This is a genomic window from Armatimonadota bacterium (genome assembly GCA_016125185.1).
GTDB lineage: Bacteria > Armatimonadota > Fimbriimonadia > Fimbriimonadales > Fimbriimonadaceae > Fimbriimonas.
Map to the genome: position 1 here is coordinate 302,702 of WGMG01000002.1, position 19,081 is coordinate 321,782.

At 57.0% G+C, this 19,081-nt stretch carries 18 protein-coding genes; 6 read left to right on the forward strand and 12 right to left on the reverse strand.

From position 1 onward, the window contains the following. Window positions 1-17 precede the first annotated feature (17 nt). Together GC165_04570 and GC165_04575 are read left to right on the forward strand one after the other, a co-directional pair. A complete protein-coding gene (locus tag GC165_04570) occupies window positions 18-1,619 on the forward strand; it encodes an HAD-IC family P-type ATPase (protein ID MBI1332136.1) in 1,602 nt (533 codons plus the stop codon). Beyond that, window positions 1,474-2,499 carry an HAD-IC family P-type ATPase gene (locus GC165_04575; GenBank protein ID MBI1332137.1) on the forward strand — a complete coding sequence of 342 codons (1,026 nt, stop codon included), beginning with the start codon at window positions 1,474-1,476 and terminating at the stop codon, window positions 2,497-2,499. The genes GC165_04570 and GC165_04575 overlap by 146 nt, the downstream gene beginning before the upstream one ends. A gap of 72 nt (window positions 2,500-2,571) precedes the next feature. On the opposite strand, the gene GC165_04580 is transcribed toward GC165_04575, so the two are convergent. From GC165_04580 to GC165_04595, 4 genes are all read right to left on the reverse strand, one after another. Continuing rightward, window positions 2,572-3,411 (reverse strand): twin-arginine translocation pathway signal protein, encoded by an 840-nt coding sequence (locus GC165_04580; protein ID MBI1332138.1) that lies wholly within the window; start codon window positions 3,409-3,411, stop codon window positions 2,572-2,574. 1 nt (window position 3,412) lies between these two features. Next, the gene (locus GC165_04585) at window positions 3,413-4,159 is read right to left on the reverse strand and encodes a hypothetical protein (protein MBI1332139.1); all 747 of its coding nucleotides are present in this window, start codon (window positions 4,157-4,159) and stop codon (window positions 3,413-3,415) included. Between the two features lie 561 nt (window positions 4,160-4,720). Beyond that, a complete protein-coding gene (locus GC165_04590; protein ID MBI1332140.1) occupies window positions 4,721-6,439 on the reverse strand; it encodes a hypothetical protein in 1,719 nt (572 codons plus the stop codon). Between the two features lie 343 nt (window positions 6,440-6,782). After that, a complete protein-coding gene (locus GC165_04595; GenBank protein MBI1332141.1) occupies window positions 6,783-7,397 on the reverse strand; it encodes an FMN-dependent NADH-azoreductase in 615 nt (204 codons plus the stop codon). Window positions 7,398-7,546: 149 nt separating this feature from the next. On the opposite strand from GC165_04595, the gene GC165_04600 reads away from it, so the two are divergent. Next, the gene (locus tag GC165_04600) at window positions 7,547-8,122 is read left to right on the forward strand and encodes a TetR family transcriptional regulator (GenBank protein MBI1332142.1); all 576 of its coding nucleotides are present in this window, start codon (window positions 7,547-7,549) and stop codon (window positions 8,120-8,122) included. On the opposite strand, the gene GC165_04605 is transcribed toward GC165_04600, so the two are convergent. From GC165_04605 to GC165_04635, 7 genes are read right to left on the reverse strand one after another with little or no spacing between them, the layout of a single operon-like run. After that, window positions 8,119-8,952 carry a hypothetical protein gene (locus GC165_04605; protein ID MBI1332143.1) on the reverse strand — a complete coding sequence of 278 codons (834 nt, stop codon included), beginning with the start codon at window positions 8,950-8,952 and terminating at the stop codon, window positions 8,119-8,121. The genes GC165_04600 and GC165_04605 overlap by 4 nt on opposite strands. Beyond that, window positions 8,949-9,980, reverse strand: coding sequence for a UDP-glucose--hexose-1-phosphate uridylyltransferase (locus GC165_04610; GenBank protein MBI1332144.1), 1,032 nt, complete (start codon window positions 9,978-9,980; stop codon window positions 8,949-8,951). Before GC165_04610 ends, GC165_04605 begins: the two co-directional genes overlap by 4 nt. Window positions 9,981-10,004: 24 nt before the next feature. Next, window positions 10,005-10,535, reverse strand: a complete 531-nt coding sequence (locus GC165_04615) for a hypothetical protein (protein ID MBI1332145.1) — start codon at window positions 10,533-10,535, stop codon at window positions 10,005-10,007. A 56-nt stretch (window positions 10,536-10,591) separates the two neighbouring features. Continuing rightward, window positions 10,592-11,734: a response regulator gene (locus GC165_04620; protein MBI1332146.1), complete on the reverse strand. Its 1,143-nt coding sequence runs from the start codon at window positions 11,732-11,734 to the stop codon at window positions 10,592-10,594. Window positions 11,735-11,742: 8 nt separating this feature from the next. After that, window positions 11,743-12,924, reverse strand: coding sequence for an HDOD domain-containing protein (locus GC165_04625; GenBank protein MBI1332147.1), 1,182 nt, complete (start codon window positions 12,922-12,924; stop codon window positions 11,743-11,745). Beyond that, window positions 12,921-14,477 carry a hypothetical protein gene (locus GC165_04630; GenBank protein MBI1332148.1) on the reverse strand — a complete coding sequence of 519 codons (1,557 nt, stop codon included), beginning with the start codon at window positions 14,475-14,477 and terminating at the stop codon, window positions 12,921-12,923. The genes GC165_04625 and GC165_04630 overlap by 4 nt, the downstream gene beginning before the upstream one ends. 9 nt (window positions 14,478-14,486) lie before the next feature. Beyond that, window positions 14,487-15,134 carry a hypothetical protein gene (locus tag GC165_04635; protein MBI1332149.1) on the reverse strand — a complete coding sequence of 216 codons (648 nt, stop codon included), beginning with the start codon at window positions 15,132-15,134 and terminating at the stop codon, window positions 14,487-14,489. 122 nt (window positions 15,135-15,256) lie between these two features. Here GC165_04635 and GC165_04640 point away from each other — a divergent pair, with 122 nt between their 5' ends. The 3 genes from GC165_04640 to GC165_04650 are packed head-to-tail and all read left to right on the forward strand — an operon-like array spanning window position 15,257 to window position 16,235. Next, window positions 15,257-15,616: a hypothetical protein gene (locus GC165_04640; protein MBI1332150.1), complete on the forward strand. Its 360-nt coding sequence runs from the start codon at window positions 15,257-15,259 to the stop codon at window positions 15,614-15,616. Next, on the forward strand, window positions 15,613-15,924 hold the full coding sequence (locus tag GC165_04645) for a hypothetical protein (GenBank protein MBI1332151.1): 312 nt from the start codon (window positions 15,613-15,615) through the stop codon (window positions 15,922-15,924). The genes GC165_04640 and GC165_04645 overlap by 4 nt, the downstream gene beginning before the upstream one ends. Continuing rightward, window positions 15,903-16,235, forward strand: a complete 333-nt coding sequence (locus GC165_04650) for a hypothetical protein (GenBank protein ID MBI1332152.1) — start codon at window positions 15,903-15,905, stop codon at window positions 16,233-16,235. Before GC165_04645 ends, GC165_04650 begins: the two co-directional genes overlap by 22 nt. Before the next feature lie 31 nt (window positions 16,236-16,266). Here GC165_04650 and GC165_04655 read toward each other — a convergent pair whose 3' ends face one another. After that, complete coding sequence (locus GC165_04655; GenBank protein ID MBI1332153.1) at window positions 16,267-18,978, reverse strand: glycoside hydrolase family 92 protein; 2,712 nt, start codon at window positions 18,976-18,978, stop codon at window positions 16,267-16,269. Window positions 18,979-19,081 lie beyond the last annotated feature (103 nt).

Consider the following 19,081-nt stretch of genomic DNA (forward strand, 5'->3'; position numbering starts at 1 on the left):
AATGCTACGATAACGATGTGGACTACTGGACCCAGACGCCCGACGAGGTCGCCAAGACCTTGGGGGTTGATCTTGCCCAGGGTCTAACTCCCGACGCCCGCGCCGAGCGTCTCGCCCAGTCCACCGCCAGGGTCAAGCCCGGCCACCCCGCCGTCCGCGCTTTTCTCGCCCAATTCAAAAGCCCCATCCAGCTATTGCTCGTCGCCGCAGCCTGCCTCTCGTTCTCCCTCGGACAGCCTGTCGATGGCACCGTCGTCCTCCTCATCATCCTTGGGAGTGCCGTCATCAGCTTCCAGCACGAATACCACGCCGACCAGGCCGTCAAGAACCTGATGAAGCTAGTCGAGACCAAGGTCAAAATCCTCCAAAACGGTCAGACGGTCGAAATTCCCAGCGCTTCCGTGGTCCCCGGCGACGTCATCCTCGTCGATGCCGGAAGCATCATCCCCGCCGACGGACTTCTCATCGCCTCGACGAACCTCTTCACCGATGAAGCCGCCCTCACCGGCGAGACCTTCCCGGTCGAGAAGGTGACCGGCACCTCCAAACCCGACGACGCTATCTCCGAGCGGAAGAATGTCCTCTTCTCGAGTAGCCACGTCGCCAGCGGAGCCGGACGGTTTCTCGCTGTCCAAGTCGGACCTCAGACCGAAATCGGCCGCATTGCCAAAGGCCTGACCAACCCCCGCCCGGAGCCCGATTTCGAACGCGGCATCCGCCGATTCGGGCTCCTTTTGGTCAACCTCACCATCCTCCTTACCCTCGGAGTCTTTGCCATCAATGCCTTCCTTGGGCGGTCCATCCTCGACTCCTTCCTTTTTGCCCTTGCCCTCGCGGTCGGACTCACACCCCAGCTCCTCCCTGCTATCATCAGCGTCAATCTTTCCCGCGGCGCCGTCGAAATGGCCAAGCGCCAGGTCATCGTCAAGCGCCTCTCCGCCATCGAAAGCATCGGGAGCATGGACGTCCTCTGCTCCGACAAAACCGGCACCCTCACCCTCGGCGAGGTTCGCGTCCACGGTGCCTACGACCTCGATGGCAAAGAGTCTGCCGAGGTCCTGCGCCTCGCCCAAATCAACGCCCTGCTTCAGTCCGGCTATCGAAACCCAATCGATGGGGCCCTCGCTGCTTCCGCCCCCGATGGTCTCACCAAAAACACGCCCGTCCTCGCCGAAATCCCCTACGATTTCGTTCGCAAGCGCCTCAGTGTCCTCGTTCAAGACGGCGAACCCATCCTCATCTCCAAGGGTGCGCTCGATCCGATCCGCGCCGTCTGCACTCAAGCCCAAAGCCACTCCGACGACGGAGTCCAAGCTCTATTCCAATCCTTCAGCCGCCAGGGCTATCGCGTTCTTGGCGTCGCTACCAAACCGCTTCCCGCGGGCACCACGACCGTCACCACCCAAGACGAGGCTGGTCTCACCCTCGCGGGAATGATCGTCCTGGAAGACCCTCTTCGTCCCGAAATCGCCGATACCGTCGCCCACATTTCCTCCCTTGGCGGTCGAGCTCAAAGTGATCACCGGCGACAATCATCTCGTCGCCCAAACCCTTGGCGAACGCCTCGGCTTCGCCGACCCCACGCCGCTCACTGGCAAAGAAATTCAAACTCTCAGTGACGCCGCCCTGGTTCGCCAAGCCGCCGACCACCAGGTCTTCGCCGAGATCGAGCCGAACCAGAAAGCTCGCCTCATCGCCGCCCTAAAGCATGGTGGAAAGGTCGTCGGCTACATCGGCGATGGCATCAACGACGGCAGCGCGCTCCACACCGCCGACGCCGGAATCTCGGTCGCTAACGCCGTCGATGTCGCCAAGGAAGCCGCCGATTTCGTCATGCTAAAGCCTGGCCTCGATGTCATCGTCAACGCCATCATCGAGGGCCGCCGTACCTTTGCCAACACTATGAAGTACATCTTCATGGCTACCAGCGCCAACTTCGGCAACATGTTCAGCCTCGCCGGCGCGTCGCTCCTCGTCCCGTTCCTGCCCCTCCTCCCCAAGCAGGTTCTGATGATGAACCTCTTAACCGACATCCCCGAAATGTTCATCGCCAGCGACACCGTCGACGAGGAACAACTCCAAAAGCCGCAACGCTGGAATCTCGCCTTCCTGCGTACCTTCATGATCGTCTTCGGCATCCTTAGCTCCGCCTTCGACTTCGCCACATTCGGAGCCCTGCTCGCCCTCAAAGCCCCCGAAAGCATCTTCCGCACCGGCTGGTTCATCGAGTCGATCGTCTCCGCCGCCCTCATCGTCCTCGTCATTCGCTCACGCCGCTCGATCTTCAAGACCCGCCCCGGTCAGCCGCTCCTCATCGCCACCGTCGCCATCATCGGCGTCGTGCTCCTGCTTCCCCTTTCGCCCCTCGCTTCCCCGCTCGGCCTCCACGCCCTGACGCCAAAGATCTGCGCCCTTGTCGCCGCCATCGTCTTGGCTTACTTCGCCAGCGCCGAACTTACGAAACACGTCTTCTACCGAACGGTGGGCAAAGCACACTAACTGCTCAAAAAAGTTGGGCCCCGCCGCCCCTTTATGTGGCAGGACCCAAAATGCAGCAACCAAATGGCGGGATTAAGTCAATCCGATGGCGAAGGTTCCAACTGCTCCCGTCCCACGCGGGTTGGCCGAAATATTCAGCATGAGGTGCGAACCGACCATCGTTCCGTCAGCCTGACGCGCGCTGTATACGTTGTCGTTAGTGTTGTAGACCCCGTTCGAATTTCGAACGTAGTAAGGCGACGACTGGAAGATCGAGTCGCTCGTCGAGTCGTCGAAGAAGAACTGCGACGTAAAGGTACTGGTGGCGTTACCCGAAGCGTTGTACGCCCGGATCTTGAAGTGGATATGCGGAGTTCGGCCGATGTACCAACCCGGCCAGATCGTCTGGAACGTGACCGTACCCTTGCTATCCGTAATCTGATATCCGCGCAGGAACGTCTGACCTTGCGTGTTTTCCGCATTCAGGCCCTGGGGCTCGTCCGAATAAATGCCGTGCGCATCCGCGTGCCAGACGTCGAAGTACAGACCTGGATAAGGGACGAACTGGTTGTTCACCAGTTTGTACACCGCCAAATTGAGGATCAGCGGTAGGCCACTAGTCACAGACGTTCGACTCGAACCCGACACCAAGTCGGACCGAAACAGCTTTTCATCAACAAAGAACGGTCCTTCCGTCACCTGCGGCGTCGCCAAGAGCGAGATCGTGCGCGTCCCTCGCTGAGGCGGACTCGCCGCCGACGTCGTCGCCAAACCGGCCAGAGTGCTCGACAGCACGGCGCAAAGTCCCGCTTTCCCTGCCTGGGCTAGGGCCTCTCGTCGGGTGAGGATCGTCCCGACCATCTCGTCGTCGTTGTCCGATTCAGCGGCAAAGGCCGGGTTTGACAACAGATGATCGATGCGCGGGTCGTTCACCCTACGCCACCCCCGTCAAAACTCGTCCGTTCCGGCGTTTCTTGCGCACCAATAGCAGAACGCCAAGACCAACCGCCGTCACACCCGCTGGTTCGGGAACAGGGGTCGTGACCGTCATCGACCAGGACCCGCATGCCCCTGTGTCTTGAGCCGCATAGTCCCAAACTTCCAGAGTCCAGGTTCCGTCCAAGCTCTGACCGGCAAAGTCGCTAAAGTCGGTACGGCTGCCATTGGCCGACCCGCCGCCGTAGGTGCTCATCGCATAGCTACCTGAAGGCAAGTCGTAGCTCGTTCCCTGCCCGACCGTCGCCTCATCCACCGTCGAGAGGATGCTGCTTGGCACAAAGGTATACGTCCCATTAAAGTTCGAAGAGTCCAAATCGGGCGGTGACACCAGATCGACGTAGACTCCCAGGTCCGGGTTGTATAGGTCGATTTCCAGGTCGCCCATCCAAGTATGGGTTAGATTCGTTAGAGTGATCGAATCGATCGACGTAAGGGTCGCCCCAGTTCCGCTGGTTACGATTGAGCTGGATGCATAACCGACACTTGACGAGGTCGCGTCCACAAGCGAGAAGCCCGCGCCGTGATAGGTCTGGGCCGTCGAAACGGCGGACAAAAGGGCCGAGATGGGAACAAGTAGGTTTTTCATAGTCCTCCTTCGCTTCTCGCGAGCCCTGACGAGAAGAACTGATAGCCTTCGGGATGCGCTGGCCCGTCGACCAGACGCATCCTTTGGCAGATCCATCCGCTCGGAATATCGTCGAAACGGATATCCCAAACTCTAACGATGAGTTGTTTGGAAATTATTTGGAAGCCAGAAAGGAATCGGGCGGATTTCCACAAATGGGACGTTCAAGGTCAAGTAGCCCAACGCTCGCCCTCGCCAAAACAAAGCTATCCCTTGGCGAAGAAATCCGTGGCCAGGAAACGATAGGGGCAGGACTTTAGAAGTCCCGCCCCTTGTTCACTGCAACTCAGCGTGCTCTCGCACTCGACAAAACAAAGCTATCCCTTGGCGAAGGGATCGGTGAGCAGTAGGCGAACCGAGGGATAGGCGACCACCTAAAAGAAAAAAGGGCAGGACTTTAGAAGTCCTGCCCCTTGTTCACTGCAACTCAGCGTGCACTCGCACTCGCCAAAACAAAGCTATCCCTTGGCGAAGGGATCGGTGAGCAGTAAGCGAACCGAGGGATAGACGGCAGCCCCTAAGAACTTTGCAGACAGCTAATGGCTTCAAGCCCCAAAAGGGGCAGGACCTCTAAAGTCCTGCCCCAATCTCTGAACCCTCAAGCCGGGAGCCTGAAGCCTAACCCACATTCCACAATGCTTTGATTTCGCTCAGCGTCAGACGATAGTCGCCCCACGGGTTATAACTGTTCACCATGTTGGTGGCATCCGCCCCAAGGCCGGTCTCATTTCGCGGGTCGCTGTAGTAGCCGCCCCACCAGTAGATTCGTCCAAGATTCTGGGTCAGCGTTCCCGCCATGTCGCGGCTGTACAACTCGGCTCGAATCGCGGCCAGCAGACTTTCTCGGCTCGCCGGCTGCTGAGGAAGGGTCTGCAGTGTGCCACCAACATTCTTGGTCGATCGCGCCAAAGCTCGAACCTGGTCAAACGTCATCGAACCAAAGTTCACCGTCGTACCGTCCGGCTTCTTCATCGACGAATCGAACGAAATCGCGCCCGACTGACCGCCTCCGAAGTAGCATTCCGTCACATCGACGATCTTCGCGCTGCCTGGCATCGGCTGGTTTGCAATGATGTTCACCTCTCGTTCCAGGTCGTCGACCCATCGCTTGGCGTACTCCTGAGGAGTCTCCCATCGCCCCAGCGCTGGATCAATCAGCGAGCTCGCCAGCAGGTCGTTCGGCTTGTTCGACATGTACGCCGACGTCGCGTTGAACTTCCAGCGGTACACCGGCGAGTTAAAGTGCATGGCCCGCGTCTTGCACTTCGTCTGCCAAGCCATCCCGTTCATTTCGGCCCCATAGGTGCCTAGTTCGTTCAGAAACGGAGCATAGTTGCCGCCCCATTGGATGTTGCGCAACTGACCCTTGACCGTGTTGATTCGGTACGAGTCGACATTTTCTGAGAGCATCGAAAACGCGGGCATCGTCACCTGGTTCGATCCGAAGCGGCTGAGAATCTTGTTCGCTGCCATCACGTCCGGAGACGGATGAAAGTCGATATCCGCCATCGTCTGCTCAAGGATCTTTCCAACACCGGTCCAAGAACCAACTGCGCCGTCGATCGACCCACCCGGATGCCCGGCTGCCGGTTCATTGCCCATCTGGAAGCCCAACCGGCTAATAACGTTTTCGGAGAGGCTGCCTGCGACCCGCGTTTTTGCGATCGCGACCGCCGTGTTGTTGACGTCGTATACGAACGACTGCACGTGCTGATGAAGGTACGGCAGATACTCGTCCATCGGACGCCACCAGTCCCGTCGCGCCGGGTCGCCGGTCTGAATCGGGGTCGCCAAAGCCTGGCCGAACGGGTCGGTCGTGATCGTTGACCATGCGTCCGTCGCTGAAGTGTTGGGATAGACGCCCGGAGTCACATTCCAAAGAATGTTCAGGCCGTTCGACAAGCTCGTTCCGCGGAACATAATCCGCTTCATGATCGCATCCACGTTTCGCTCGCGGTTGGCGGGCCCGTTTGGGTTGTAAGGCTTCGAGTAGTGGTTCCAAAGGTTAGAGGTCACTCGGACCCACGTGCCCTTCGGCAGCAGATCGGTCATCTCATACAGGTCGGCCCACTGATGGTTGTTCGGGTCGTCCCAAGTCATCCCGTCCAAGCTTTTCAGGAGGGCTGTGCCCGACATGATGCCCGTCGTGTTGTTCCACCGGACGTTAGGCTTGCCGTCGTTATACGAGTAGTTGGTGTAGCTCGAAGGTGACTGGTAGTCGAAAAGGTCGGGAGCGGGGGCATTGAATCCAAAGCGTGCAGCGTACCAATCGGCAGTCTGAGCGAAGGAAGCGCAACCAAGGAGAAGGAGCAAAGCAGCGGAAGAAAATCGCTTCATAGTGCCATCAGTACCGTGAGAGCCTTCTCACACTTTCGCGAAAAATACCAGCATCTAATAAACCGATCTATTTACGTGGTCAAATGGCATGACACCGTCATTTTGAACCTAAAAATCCCTATCTGGCCCGAAAAGTCAAGTTTTCCACACCTTCCATTTAGGTTCATTTGAACCTGATATTTATGAGCGTTTTATCACTTTATCGTGATAGAGCGAAATTGGGTTCAAAAACGCCTAAAGTGGGTTGCATTCGGCCTGCCGTTTTGTACGGCATCTTTTCCCCTCCAAAGATTGGAGGGGTGTCGCGAAGCGACGAGGTGGATGGTCCGAATGCACTCCTCCCCTAAACCAGGGCCAATTCTCCAGCTCGCGCCAAAGCCCCATTCAACGTACTCTCCAAGGCCTCTGGACCCATCGAAACCCCTTCGACCACAATCTCCTCTATCTGGTCCGCCCCAAGGAAGGTAAACACCGACCGCAGATAGGCTCCGTTGTGGTTGAACGCTGCCATCGGCCCTGACGAGTACACGCCTCCCGACGACGAAACGATGAACACTTGCTTCGGGCCGATCAAGCCCATCGGACCCGCCTCCGAGTACCCAAATGTCCGGCCGACCCTCGCAACATGGTCCGTCCACGCCTTCAGCGTCGAGGGGACGCCAAAATTGATCATCCCACTCGCGACCACGACCACGTCGGCCCACAAAAGTTCGTCGACCAACTGGTCCGAAAGCGCCAGCCTCGTCCGCTGCTCGTCCGTTCGGTCGGACTCCGGTGTAAATGCCGCCGCCACAAACGATCCGTCGATGTGTGGAACGGGCTCCGCCGCCAAATCGCGAGTTGTAATCGACACGTCGGAATGCGCCGATCGCAGATTATCGACAAGTTGAAGAGCCACGCGCTTCGAGTGGGAGAGCTCTCCGCGCGGGCTCGAGGTAAGGAAAAGGATTTTCTTCATAGTCGCTGGTTCCGCTGCCTACCATTTCCGTCAGGCGATGGTTAAGCAACAGATGTCGTATAACTACGATAGGCACGACAAAACTCTGACCATCACATTGGCCCGTCTGTCGCCTAAGCAACACAATCGACCAACTGTCGCGAAAAAAGATGGAATGTCCCAATCAAACAACCGATCCCCGCGTGAAAAGAACCCGCGCTCTGCTCCAAAATGCCCTGCGGGACTTGCTTCGCGAGCGAGCCATTTCCGATATCTCGGTGCTCGACATCGCCGAACGCGCCACCGTCAATCGCGCGACGTTTTACGCCCACTTCGACGACAAACAGGCTATCATGACTAGCGTGCTCAGGGACGACCTGCACCAAGCCTTTCAAGCCCAGTTTCCCGAGTGCCCGGACTTCAACCGCGCCAACGTCCTCAAGGTCGCCATCGTGGTCTACAAGTTCCTCTACTCGCTTCGGTCCAACTGCCCCGCTACCGCCCGTGAAATCACAGGCCCGCTATCGAGCGCCGTGCAGGAAACCGTTTTCGACATGATGATGTACTGGTCCAAGCATCATCCGCCCGTCGGCATTCCTGATGGCTACACCGTCGAATCCCTGGCGACCGTTCTGAGTTGGAGCATCTTTGGTGGCGCGTCCCAATGGGCACAAAGCGACCGCAAAACGACCGCCGAAAAGCACGCTTCTGGCCTTCTTGATCTGATCTTTCGCGAAGCGGCTTAGGACAAGAGAGCTTCCGCACGTCGCACAAAGACATCAAGTGCGTCCGGCTTCTGGCGAAAGAACAACGAGGGCTCGATCATCTCCAACTCCGATAAAACCCACTTCCCGTCAGCGTCCATCATCAGGTCCACGCGGGCGTACAGAACTCGGTCTCGAACCGGCTCGACGATTCGCTTCGCCAGTTCGGCGAACTCGGCCGATACTTCAAATGGTCCCTCGACATTCTCCTCACCGTCCGCATATCGAGGATGCTTGTGGATGCGATGGCTCGGCTCGCCTCCGATCATGATGATCGATTGCTCGCCCACTGTCTCCACCGAGGCAACGAACGGCTGAATCATGAACTCTCGCTCCGGGTTCTGCGACCCCAACCACGCGATCGCCGATTCGATATCCGCCGGTTCAAACACCCGTGTATCCATCGAGCCGACCCCAATCGTCGGCTTGATCACGGACTTCTCGGTAAGCATCTCGGCTAAGCGTCCTGCCTCCGAGGGCCAAATCCATACGCTCGGCACGACCGGAACTCCGCGTGCCTCCATATCTGCCAGGTACCGCTTGTTTAGGTTGCCTAGCATGATGTCCGGCGGATTCAAGAGGCGAGTCTTATTTCCCGTTTCGCGAATCCACGTGGCGAAGTCCTCAACCACGTCCGGGTAGTTCCAGGTTGATCGAACGATCACGCCGTCGTACTCCGATAGGTCTCGACTTGGAGCCTCCCACGGCTCCATCTTCACCTCGTGGCCGCGGCGTCGAAACGCCTCAAGTGTAATCTCCTCGTCGTGATCGACCTCGGGGATCGTCGTGCAAGTAGCGATCGCGATCTTCATGCTTGCTTGTAGTGAACGGACGATACGTCGCGCAGCCGCGACGCCGCCTGCTCAGCCGTCAGATCGCGCTGTGGCTCCGCCATCATCTCGTATCCCACCATGAACTTCTTCACCGATGCCGACCGCAGGAGCGGCGGATAGAAGTGCGCATGCAGAGTCCACGCCTGCGGCTGGTCGATGCTTTTCGGTGCGTTGTGCCAGCCCATGCTGTACGGAAAGCTCGTCTCAAAGAGGTTGTCGTACCGAATCAATAACTGCGACATCACATTCGGCAAGTCGGCTCGAACGGCGTCCGACATATCCAGCAGCGTCGGCACCGACCGCTTCGGCAACAGGAGAATTTCAAACGGCCAAACCGCCCAAAACGGGACCAGTGCGGCCCAATGCTCCGTCTCTACCACAACTCGCTCACGTCTGGCAAGTTCTTCGTCAATAACCGACTGAAGCATCGGAATTCCATGTTTTTGGAAGTACTGAAGCTGGGATTTCGTTTCATTTTGTGCCAAAGTTGGCGCAACATCGCTGGCCCAAATCTGTCCGTGCGGATGCGGATTCGAACAGCCCATCACCGCCCCCTTGTTCTCGAAAATCTGCACCCATTCGTACTTCGCCGAGAGCTCTCGATACTGGTCGCACCAAACCGAAACCACGCTTGAAATTTCTTCCGTCGACATCTCCGCCAATGTCAAGTCGTGACGCGGCGAAAAACAGATCACCCGACACTCACCCGTCACCGGCTCAGCATGAAATAGCGGATGACCGCCCGGCTCAACCGTCGCCGACTCACTCAGCAGGGCCGAATAGTCGTTCTGAAAAACAAACGTGGAGTCGTAAGCCGGATTCGTTTCCCCATTCGCCCGCGTGTTTCCAGGACACAGATAGCAAGTCGGATCGTACGAAGGCCGATCCTCCACCCCTGCTTCCCGTTGCCCCTGCCATGGCCGCTGAGTGCGGTGGGGCGACACCAAAACCCATTCGTCGAGCAATGGGTTATACCGGCGATGTGGATAGCTTTCGAGGTTTGCCACGCGAGAAGAAAGAGTACCTGGCGATCACCGAGCCCGAGGGGCCACTGGCTTGCCACCTTCATGCTCCCAATCCGGCAACAGCGACATCCGAATCATCGAGACATGCAAAGTGGTTCGAAACTGCTTCTTGTCGAAGTCGAAGAACTCCCGCGCGGCTTCGGCCAGCGAAGGCACAACCTCTACTTCGATCCCTTGCCGCCGCAGGGCCTCCTGCATGTCGAAAATAATCTCAATGCTAGTCGGAACCACGTCCTGACGGCTCACCCACACTCCATGGTCTTGGCAGTCGATAAATCCCTGCGCGGGATCGAATTCGTATCGGAAGATGGTCTCCCGGTGCAAAGCCTCCTCAAACTCCCGGTCGATCAGCAGCCGCATCCGGCCAGGACCCGAAAACGCTTCTCGATCCGCCGCCGAAGTCGTGTTCGTGGGCCAGAGGCCGATCCGTGGGCAGTCGCGCGGAAACAGGTAGAGCGGCGAATGCCACTCGTCGATGGCATAGACCAAAGGCTCCGCGCCAGGGTGCCGCACTGGCGGACGCGGAGAAAACCTCAAGATATCGCCTCGATCGCTGAAATGAAAGAGCCCCACGGGCTCTTTCTACCCCAGGATTACGCGGCTTCGGATTTTGACAGGACTTGAACTCGAATCGGCTTGGCGAACGCGCTGTCGCCAAAATTGCGGATTCGTTCCACCAGACTCTCCGTGACGCGGTAGCCACGCGGCGCAAACAGACTGCCGTTCGGAAGTACGATGTCCTCCAGAATCACCATATCGACCCGGAGCTTCGAAGCTGGCAGCGCCGTTTGATCCCCCGATTCTTCCGTGTCGTGGCAAACCTGCCCGAGAATCTCCAGAAGACTCAAATCGAACTCGTTTCCGAAGTGTCCGAGTCGCTGGATGGCTTCCTCAGCCGTCGATCCTGTCGACGTGAATCGCTCATACATCGTCGCGATCTTCAAGATTTGTGCAAGTTGAAGGGCGGTTCCTGGCGCACCCGGAATAGGGTGGTCGTGGCAGGGCAGGCTTAATTCGAGGATTTCTCGAATTCCTTCCAAGCGAGGAATATGCTCGATGAGCTTTACACCCACAAGCGGAAGCTGCTCGATCTGCTTTTGCTCGGGAAAGGTCAAGTCCTTGCCCAGGCAGATTCGATCCATCAGTTCGTGAGGCAAAGTAATCAACCCAAGTTGAGCGACCACCGCCGCGATTTCAACTTGCCAGCGGTTTTCCAAGTGCAATTTTGCACCCATGTCCCGCACCGTCTTCTTGATGCGATTAGCACGCCCAAACAGATTCGGGCTGATCAATCCCATAACATCTGCCATCGCCGAAATGCTGCCGAGAAGCGTCTTCTCTAGCAGAACCTTTTCCGCCGTCATCAACCGATGTTGTTGGTAAGCCGCCTGAAAGGAACTTATGAGCTCCGGCGGCGCGCAAGGCTTTTTCAGAAATCGGAAAATATGCCCCTCATTGACGGCCAGAATGGCCGAATTGAGGTCTGTCTCACCGGTTAAGAGCATGCGGACGGTTGACGGATGCGATGTCGAGACCTGTTGTAGGAATTCGGCTCCGTTCATGTTCGGCATTCGCATGTCCGATAGCACCACGGCCACATCCGGCTTGCGTTGCAAGATTTCGAGTCCCTCGGCTCCCGAGGTCGCTGTCAGCACGTCGAATTGCCGACCCAAAGTCAGGGCCAGCGAGTCCAAAATCATCGGTTCGTCGTCGACACAGAGAATTGTTGGTTTCATCACACTCCTTAAGCGGCCTGAAGGTCCGTGTCATCCATGGCCAGCCAATCCTTGATAACGGTCTCCATCTGGTGGAGGTCGATGAACTCCCAATTCAGCTTGGCCAATATTTCTTCCTGAGACTGTCCAGGGTTTGCGGCAACGACGTCGGCCAGATGAACGGCCGCCATCACAAAGGGATCGATCGTCGCCTCATCGGGCGTATGATGGCAGGTCACCGCCTCCACGACCGTCATCGGCGTTCCCCACAAAGCGAGCAGGTGACCGCCTATTTCGGCATGGGTCACACCAAGGCTTCGAATCTCCAAATCAAGAAGTTCTTCAGTCGAGACAAATGGATCCAACGCCATTTTGTAGATCGACGCATGAGCCCCTGCGGAAACGATAAGCCCGACATCTCTCAAAAGCGCCGATGTCATCGCGACCGAAAAGTCAGCCCGTTCAGACATATAGAGGGCGGCCAGCTTCGCACCATGAAATGCTTCGTCGTAGGTCTTATCGATGAGCCGTGAAATCTGATGCATCGACGCATTGCTGCTAAAGACGTCGTTCGCCATGGCCAAAGCCTGAGTACTCTCCAAGCCGACGCAAGAAACCGCCTCAGCGATGCTCGTGACCTCCCTTGTGCGCCCCATCACCGCCGAATTTGCCACCTGCAATACACGAGCGCTCAGGCCGGGGTCGTGCTCGACGATCTCGGAGACTTCGCGAAGCGAAGTTTGGCTAGAGGCCATGATCTGCCCAATTTTTTGAGCCGTCTTGGGGGCACTGGGCACGCTCCTAGCGGCACTGACAAGCTGTCGTACTTCCTCGCTTTGAATTCGCTCATGCAGGGAGCAGGTGCGATCCAGCAGTGACAATAGGTCGGTCGGACTGCACGGCTTGTAAATAAACTGGTGAGTGACGGGAATCGCGCGCAGAATGGCATCGCGGTCCGCTTGGCCCGTTAGAATGAACCGAGTCATGTACGGATACATCTCCTGAATCTTCGTCAGGAGGCTGGCGCCATCCATGCCCGGCATCCGCATGTCCGACACGATAATGTCGAACTTGGCTTTCGACAAAACGTCCAGGGCCTCGGGGCCTGACTGAGCGAACGCCAACTTCCATTGGCTCGTCCGCTTGCGGAGCGAGTTTCGTATCCCCTCAAGGATATTCACCTCATCGTCTACAAAAAGAATCGATATCATGCTGCCTCTGCTTGATTGGTTCGTTCAATGGGGATGGTCAGGCGGAAGCTTGTCCCTTCCCCAACTTTGGACTCGATGGCAACCGTGCCACCGAGCTTTTGCACCACGACGCCATGGACCACCGCTAGTCCCTGCCCCGTGCCACGCCCGACCGCCTTCGTAGTGAAGAACGGCTCGAAAATGCGATCAAGGTTCTCTTCGGGAACTCCACAGCCCGTATCCCGAACCTCGATCAAAACGTTTTCGTCCTGAGCGTATGTGCGAATCGTAATAGTGCCCATCATCGATGGGTCGATGAGCTGCTCGGAGATCGCGTGAGCAGCATTGATGATCAGGTTGATCAGAACCTGGTTGATCTCGCCTGCATGGCAGGTCACCAACGGAATATTTCCGAGATCGGTCTCAATGTTGGCAATGTACTTGTACTCGTTGCGGCAGACGACGAGGGTCGTTCGAATCGCCTCATTCAAGTCAGTCGGAACCATTTCTTGCCGATCTGGATAAGCAAACGACTTCATCGAACGAACAATCTTAGCCACTCGGTTAAGACCGTCCGTCGAGCGTTCCAACGCCTGGGGTAGATTCTCGCGGAGGTATCCGACTTCAGATTCGGCCACCATTTGATGAACCCACTCAAGTAGGCGTGCGCCTTCTTCTTCGGTTACTCCCTCTGGTGTATTCGTCTCTAGCTTTTCGACCAAACCCAAAAGATCGGAGACTCCTTCTCGCGCAAAATGCACGCTGTCCGTCACGTACTGGATTGGCGTGTTGATCTCATGGGCGATACCAGAGGCTAGTCGTCCAACCGACTCCAGCTTTTGAGCCTGTAGGAGTTCAAGCTGCAGCTTTTCGCGCATTGTGCTCGATTCGAGCAGTTCGGCCGTCTTGGTCTCAACTTCTTCCTGAATCTTGTCTTGGATCGACTCAAGTTCGGCTTGGCGCTCCGCGCCGACTTCTAGTTCTCGGAAGCCGCGAAGACATGCCATCACCAAGAAGATATCTTCGAATACCACCCACGCCGAGTGTTCCAAAAAACGCCACCATTCCGGGCGCGACACGCCGTAGATTGACTCGGAAAAAATGTAGATTCCGGCAAAGTGGACAACCGCGATAATGACAGTCGCCGGTATCAACAGCTTCCAATTTCGATAGAACGAAATGAAGGCCAATGATCCGAAAACGTGGAAGTGTGTTTCGATCCGCCCGCCGGTCAAATGGATGAGCAGAATTGACCAGAATGCTTGCGCAATGGTCACCACGTAGCGCGTGGTCGCGTTGTTGCCGTGCTTTCGGAGCAGCCAGACAGGAAAGAGAGTGAGTGTGCCCCCAAGAACAATGGCCGTCTCCAGATGAAAATTAAGGCTTCGCTGATGACCAGACCACGTGTAAGGTGAAACGAAGGCAGCTAGGACAATGGCGAGCACCCACTCGGCCACCAAGACGTACACGAAGATGCGATCGGTATCCCGGTAAAGCTCGCTCAAATTCGACTTGAGAATGGCCCGCCCAAGGCTGGTTCGTTTGAAGTCGGATCGTAGGGAGGAAAACTTCATCGACCAATCCTAAAGAAGTGAGCACCCGAAGACTGGTGCCTTCTGCAAAGACGTTGCGCCGTTCAGCGCGTTTTCGATAAGTTCTCGCTCTCGCCCGGTCCACGTCGCTCCCCGACCGGGAGTGACACCGCCTGAATACACGAGTTGCCCGGTTGCACTGTAGATGAAAGCCTGGCCGGAAGTCTTCGCGCCAAACTGCTTGGCCTCCACTCCGTCCTGATCCACCAATGTCGTGAGCCTGGGTTCGGCTTTGCAGTTTTGATAAAGGCGGGTCTCTTCCCACTTAGCTTCAACCCCTGCAGGTCGGACGAAGACGGCATAAAACTTTGCCTTTGGGTGTTTGGCGATCTGATCCTTGACGACATCAAAGCTTGCGTCGGAACAAGGGCAGTGCGGGTGCATAAAGATCAGAAAAGTCGGCATCCCACATGCAGCCTGAATCTTCGATTGGGACGGCCATTGGCTAGACAAGGTACCGACCGGCGCTGGAGTCTGGGAGTATGCGCTCATGCGGGCGAAGCCGGCAACTGCGAAGACAAACCAAACTGCCGACAACATCGGAACCGAATACTTCGAAAAATACGTCATGGCCATGCGCCAGGCGTGTTGCTTGTGCACCCCAAAAAGCCCCTTAGCGCTACCAAAAATTGTCGGCACGCCTAAAGCGTTTCCTCATTGCCTGCGCGGGAAGATGAGAGAATGATTTATCACATACGGCATTCTTGCTAGCCCCATTTCCTTGTACTTCTGATTGAGAATCCTTTGCTACAATACATCGAATGGACCACGCCGACCTACTCGCCGAGAACAATCGACTCATGCAGCAGCTTCTGGATTTCCATGCTGAGCAGAAGAGCGAAGCCGAGAAAGCAAAGTCCGATTTTGATGGTCGAATGGCCGAAATGAAGTCTCGTCGAGAGTCTGAGATGAACGCAAAACTCGCTGAAATAGGGGCATCGAAAGAAGCCGCTCAGGGTTCTGAAGAGGACTGGGAAAAGCGAATGAAAGATGCCCAACAACAGACCCGCGAAAGGACGGAAGCCATCCTTGCCAAGGATCGACAATACAAGGATGAGCTCCTTCGAATTCTCGATGAGCAAACTTCCCTTCTCCGCCAAATCAGCGAGAAACTCGGATGACCGAAGAACAGCTCCTGGCGCAAAACAAGATGCTTCGCGAGCAGGTTGCGAGGATAGAGCGTCGGCGTACGACCGGCCAAATGATGTCGTCGGTGATGTCTGCCTTTACGACCTTTAATAATGAGAACATTCCCGGATTGCTTGCTGGTCCCGAGGCAAGGGTGCGGCAATCGACGATCAAGCTTGAGGAATCGCTAGCGAAGATGGATGAGCGAGAAAAGGAAGCCGAAGCGAAAATTCAAGAGGGTCTTGCTCTTTTCCAGCGGCGAACCGACCTCCTCAAGGCATGGCTGGAGGCATTGAGCTAGTGGACCCCGAAGCCCTCAAGCGCAAGCTAGAAGAGATCATCAGTCAGTCGAAGGACCAAGACCCCGAGCGTACGGCCCGCCGACAACAAACTGTCGGTCGAATTATGGAGTCCTTCGAGACGATGAAGGAACAGATCGCAAACGCCATGTCCGAACAGCAAAAGGCCGTTGATCGTTGGCCGACAAAGCGGGAAGCCATTCTAGAACAAGGCAAGGTCAACCAGGAAGCGTCCGAAGCCCTGATATCTGGCCTGCGAGTTCACAACGACCTTCTGGAAGAGATCGTCGCGAAGACAAAACAAAAGGGCTGAGGAAGCATCCTCAGCCCTTCAAGAAGATCAGCTAGAAGATTTCGATTCCGCTGATCTTCGCGTTCTGATCCGGGCTGCCGTCGGCGGCTTGAATCCGAATTGTAATCGTGCCGTCGGCATTCGGCTTCACATCCTTGAACTCCCGCACGACCGCCTTATTCATGCCTGCGATCGCGAAAATGTCGAAGTTCGGCAACACAACTTTGCCATTGATCGAAATCTTCTCGACCCGCATTCCCGCATTCCCATCGAAGATTTCGGCGAAGTGGAGGCGAACCGTGTAGGTTCGATCCTTTGGTACCGGGAACCGGTAAGTGAAGTCGTCGCCGTATCGCTCGCTCGCGTAGACCCGCGCTGGGGCCGAATTCGGCGCGGTAGTGTCCACGCGGACCTGCGCTCGGTTCGTCGAACCTTCGAGCATGTTGGGATCGGGAACAAAGTTGCCGACCGGATCGTCTTCACCGCAGACCACGCGGATCGGGAGAGAAAGGACAACCGGCTTGTTGGTGGCCGGTTCCGGCAACGGCGCATAATCGAAGCCCTTCGGCATCGTGGCCGCCGGTCGATCGGCCGGCTTGGAGCCCCACTTAATGTTCGGGTTCGGACCCATTACGAGTCGAAGCGTTCCGCCCGCCAAGAGTTCCTTGTGGGTGATCCAATCGCGATTCATCTTCACGCCGTTCAGCGTCGCCGATTGAATGTAGATGTTCTTGGCTGAGTTACCAACCGCGTCGACCACAAACTTCTTGCCGTTGGCAAGATTGAACTGCGCATGATCGACCGCCGGACTGCCGAGGACGTACACGCCATTCGCCGGGTTAACGGGGTAGAAGCCGACCGCGCTGAACACATACCATGCCGACATCTGGCCACAGTCGTTGTTGCCGATTTGACCGTCCGCTTTGTCGTCGTAGAACGCCGACATCACTTGGCGAACGCGCATCTGCGTCTTCCATGGCTGACCCGAGAAGTCGTACAGGTAGGCCTGGTGGTGGCACTGCTCGTTGCCTTGCGCGTACTGCCCGATCATGCCCGTGATATCCGGGATGCCGGTGTGAATCTTGGCGTCGTTGGCGAACATTTCGTCCATTCGTGCGCTGAATTTGGCGTCACCGCCATACAGGTCGATAATTCCGGGAATATCGTGCTGAGCGGCAAACGCGTACTGCCAGGCGCAAGCCTCGGTGTACTCGTCGCCAACCTGGCCGAGGGTGTCGAACGGGGCTCGCCAGTCGCCATTTGCCTTGCGACCGCGGATGAACATCGACGTGCGATCGAATAGATTCCGATAGTTCGACGACCGCTTAAAGAACATCTTGGCGTCTTCGGTGTGCCCCAGGGCCTTCGCCATGGTGGCGATGCACCAGTCGTCGACCGAGTACTCCACGGTCTTCGAAGCCGCCTGCGCGCCACCCTGCGAGGCCACGTAGCCAAGTTCGCGATACGAAGTCAGACCGTTGTGATCGCCCATCGCCGTCGCCTTCAGCGCCTGATAGGCAGTCTCAGCATCTGGTCCCAGGAGACCCTTAAAATAGGCGTCCACGATCACCGGAGCCGTGTGGTAGCCGATCATGCACCAGGTTTCGTTACCGCACAGCGGCCAAATCGGGGTGGTTTTCAACCCGTTCTCGCCGTATTCAGAGATCAGCGACCGCGTGAGGTCCGGCACTCGCTTCGGCTGAGTGATGGTCAGGAGCGGATGCAGAGCACGGTAGGTGTCCCACAGCGAAAACGTCGTATAGTTGTTGAACTTCGCGTTTTGGTGGACCTTGTGGTCCATGCCGTAGTACGAACCATCGACGTCGTTGAACAGGCTCGGCGCGATGTAGCAGAGGTACGCGTTGGAGTAGAACGTGCGAGTGACCGACGGGTCCTTCGACTGAACGGTGATCGCGCCCAAGGCATCGTTCCACTGCTTCTCGGCGCTCTTGCGGACACCGGCGAAGTCCCACGCAGGAATTTCGGTGTGAAGGTTCTTGGCTGCGCCCTCGACGCTGGTCGACGAGATGCCGACCTTCACCAGAACGCTCTCCTGGTTGCCGGTTGAGAAGTTCGCCCAAGCGCGGATGCGGCCGCTTGCTTCGGTCAGATCCGATTCCTTGTTACCGTCCTTCTCGATCGTCACGCTGTCGAACGGCTTGGAAAACTCGGCCACGAAGTAGACCGTTCGCTCGCCGCCCCAGCCGCTAGAGGTTCGCGAGCCAGAGATTCGGTTCTTCCCTTCCACCTTGATCGTCATCCGGCGAGGATCGTTGGAAATGCCGTGAATGAGGTCGATGAAGACGTGAGCCTGATCGCTCTTCGGGAACGTGTACTTGTGCAGTCCGGCCCGAGCCGTCGCCGTCAGTTCAACCGTGACCTTGGGGTCATCGAGGAAGACCTTGTAGTAGCCCGGCTTCGCGATTTCGTTCTTGTGCTCGAATCGCGACTCGGTCGGACCATCGCCCACCGTCGGCATGAGCATGATGTCGCCCAGGCATCCGACGCCGGTGCCGGAAAGGTGCGTGTGGCTGAAGCCAAGAATCTTCTTGTCGCTGTAGTGGTAGCCAGACGATCCGTCCCAGGTTCCGGTACGGGTGTCAGGGCTGAGTTGAACCATACCGAACGGCACTGTCGGGCCTGGAAAAGTGTGTCCGTGACCGTCAGAACCCACCATCGGATTCACATATTCGATCGGGGAGTGAGCGGGTGCCCCGGAGAGGAGCGAGCAAGCTGCAAATAACGTGCCTAGGATCGCGGCCATCGGTGGCAGTCTACCTACGGACCCAGTCAGAGCCCCATTAGAAGGTTAGTGGAAATGCCGGAAAGAAAAATGCATCACACAAATTACTATGTGCGTATAGTAA

Bases quoted from the DNA above. Each gene is read 5' to 3' on its own strand.
- GC165_04585 (MBI1332139.1), bottom strand. From the start codon at position 4,159: ATGGATCTGCCAAAGGATGCGTCTGGTCGACGGGCCAGCGCATCCCGA.
- GC165_04590 (MBI1332140.1), bottom strand. From the start codon at position 6,439: ATGAAGCGATTTTCTTCCGCTGCTTTGCTCCTTCTCCTTGGTTGCGCT.
- GC165_04595 (MBI1332141.1), bottom strand. From the start codon at position 7,397: ATGAAGAAAATCCTTTTCCTTACCTCGAGCCCGCGCGGAGAGCTCTCC.
- GC165_04600 (MBI1332142.1), top strand. From the start codon at position 7,547: ATGGAATGTCCCAATCAAACAACCGATCCCCGCGTGAAAAGAACCCGC.
- GC165_04605 (MBI1332143.1), bottom strand. From the start codon at position 8,952: ATGAAGATCGCGATCGCTACTTGCACGACGATCCCCGAGGTCGATCAC.
- GC165_04620 (MBI1332146.1), bottom strand. From the start codon at position 11,734: ATGAAACCAACAATTCTCTGTGTCGACGACGAACCGATGATTTTGGAC.
- GC165_04625 (MBI1332147.1), bottom strand. From the start codon at position 12,924: ATGATATCGATTCTTTTTGTAGACGATGAGGTGAATATCCTTGAGGGG.
- GC165_04630 (MBI1332148.1), bottom strand. From the start codon at position 14,477: ATGAAGTTTTCCTCCCTACGATCCGACTTCAAACGAACCAGCCTTGGG.
- GC165_04640 (MBI1332150.1), top strand. From the start codon at position 15,257: ATGGACCACGCCGACCTACTCGCCGAGAACAATCGACTCATGCAGCAG.
- GC165_04645 (MBI1332151.1), top strand. From the start codon at position 15,613: ATGACCGAAGAACAGCTCCTGGCGCAAAACAAGATGCTTCGCGAGCAG.
- GC165_04650 (MBI1332152.1), top strand. From the start codon at position 15,903: ATGGCTGGAGGCATTGAGCTAGTGGACCCCGAAGCCCTCAAGCGCAAG.
- GC165_04655 (MBI1332153.1), bottom strand. From the start codon at position 18,978: ATGGCCGCGATCCTAGGCACGTTATTTGCAGCTTGCTCGCTCCTCTCC.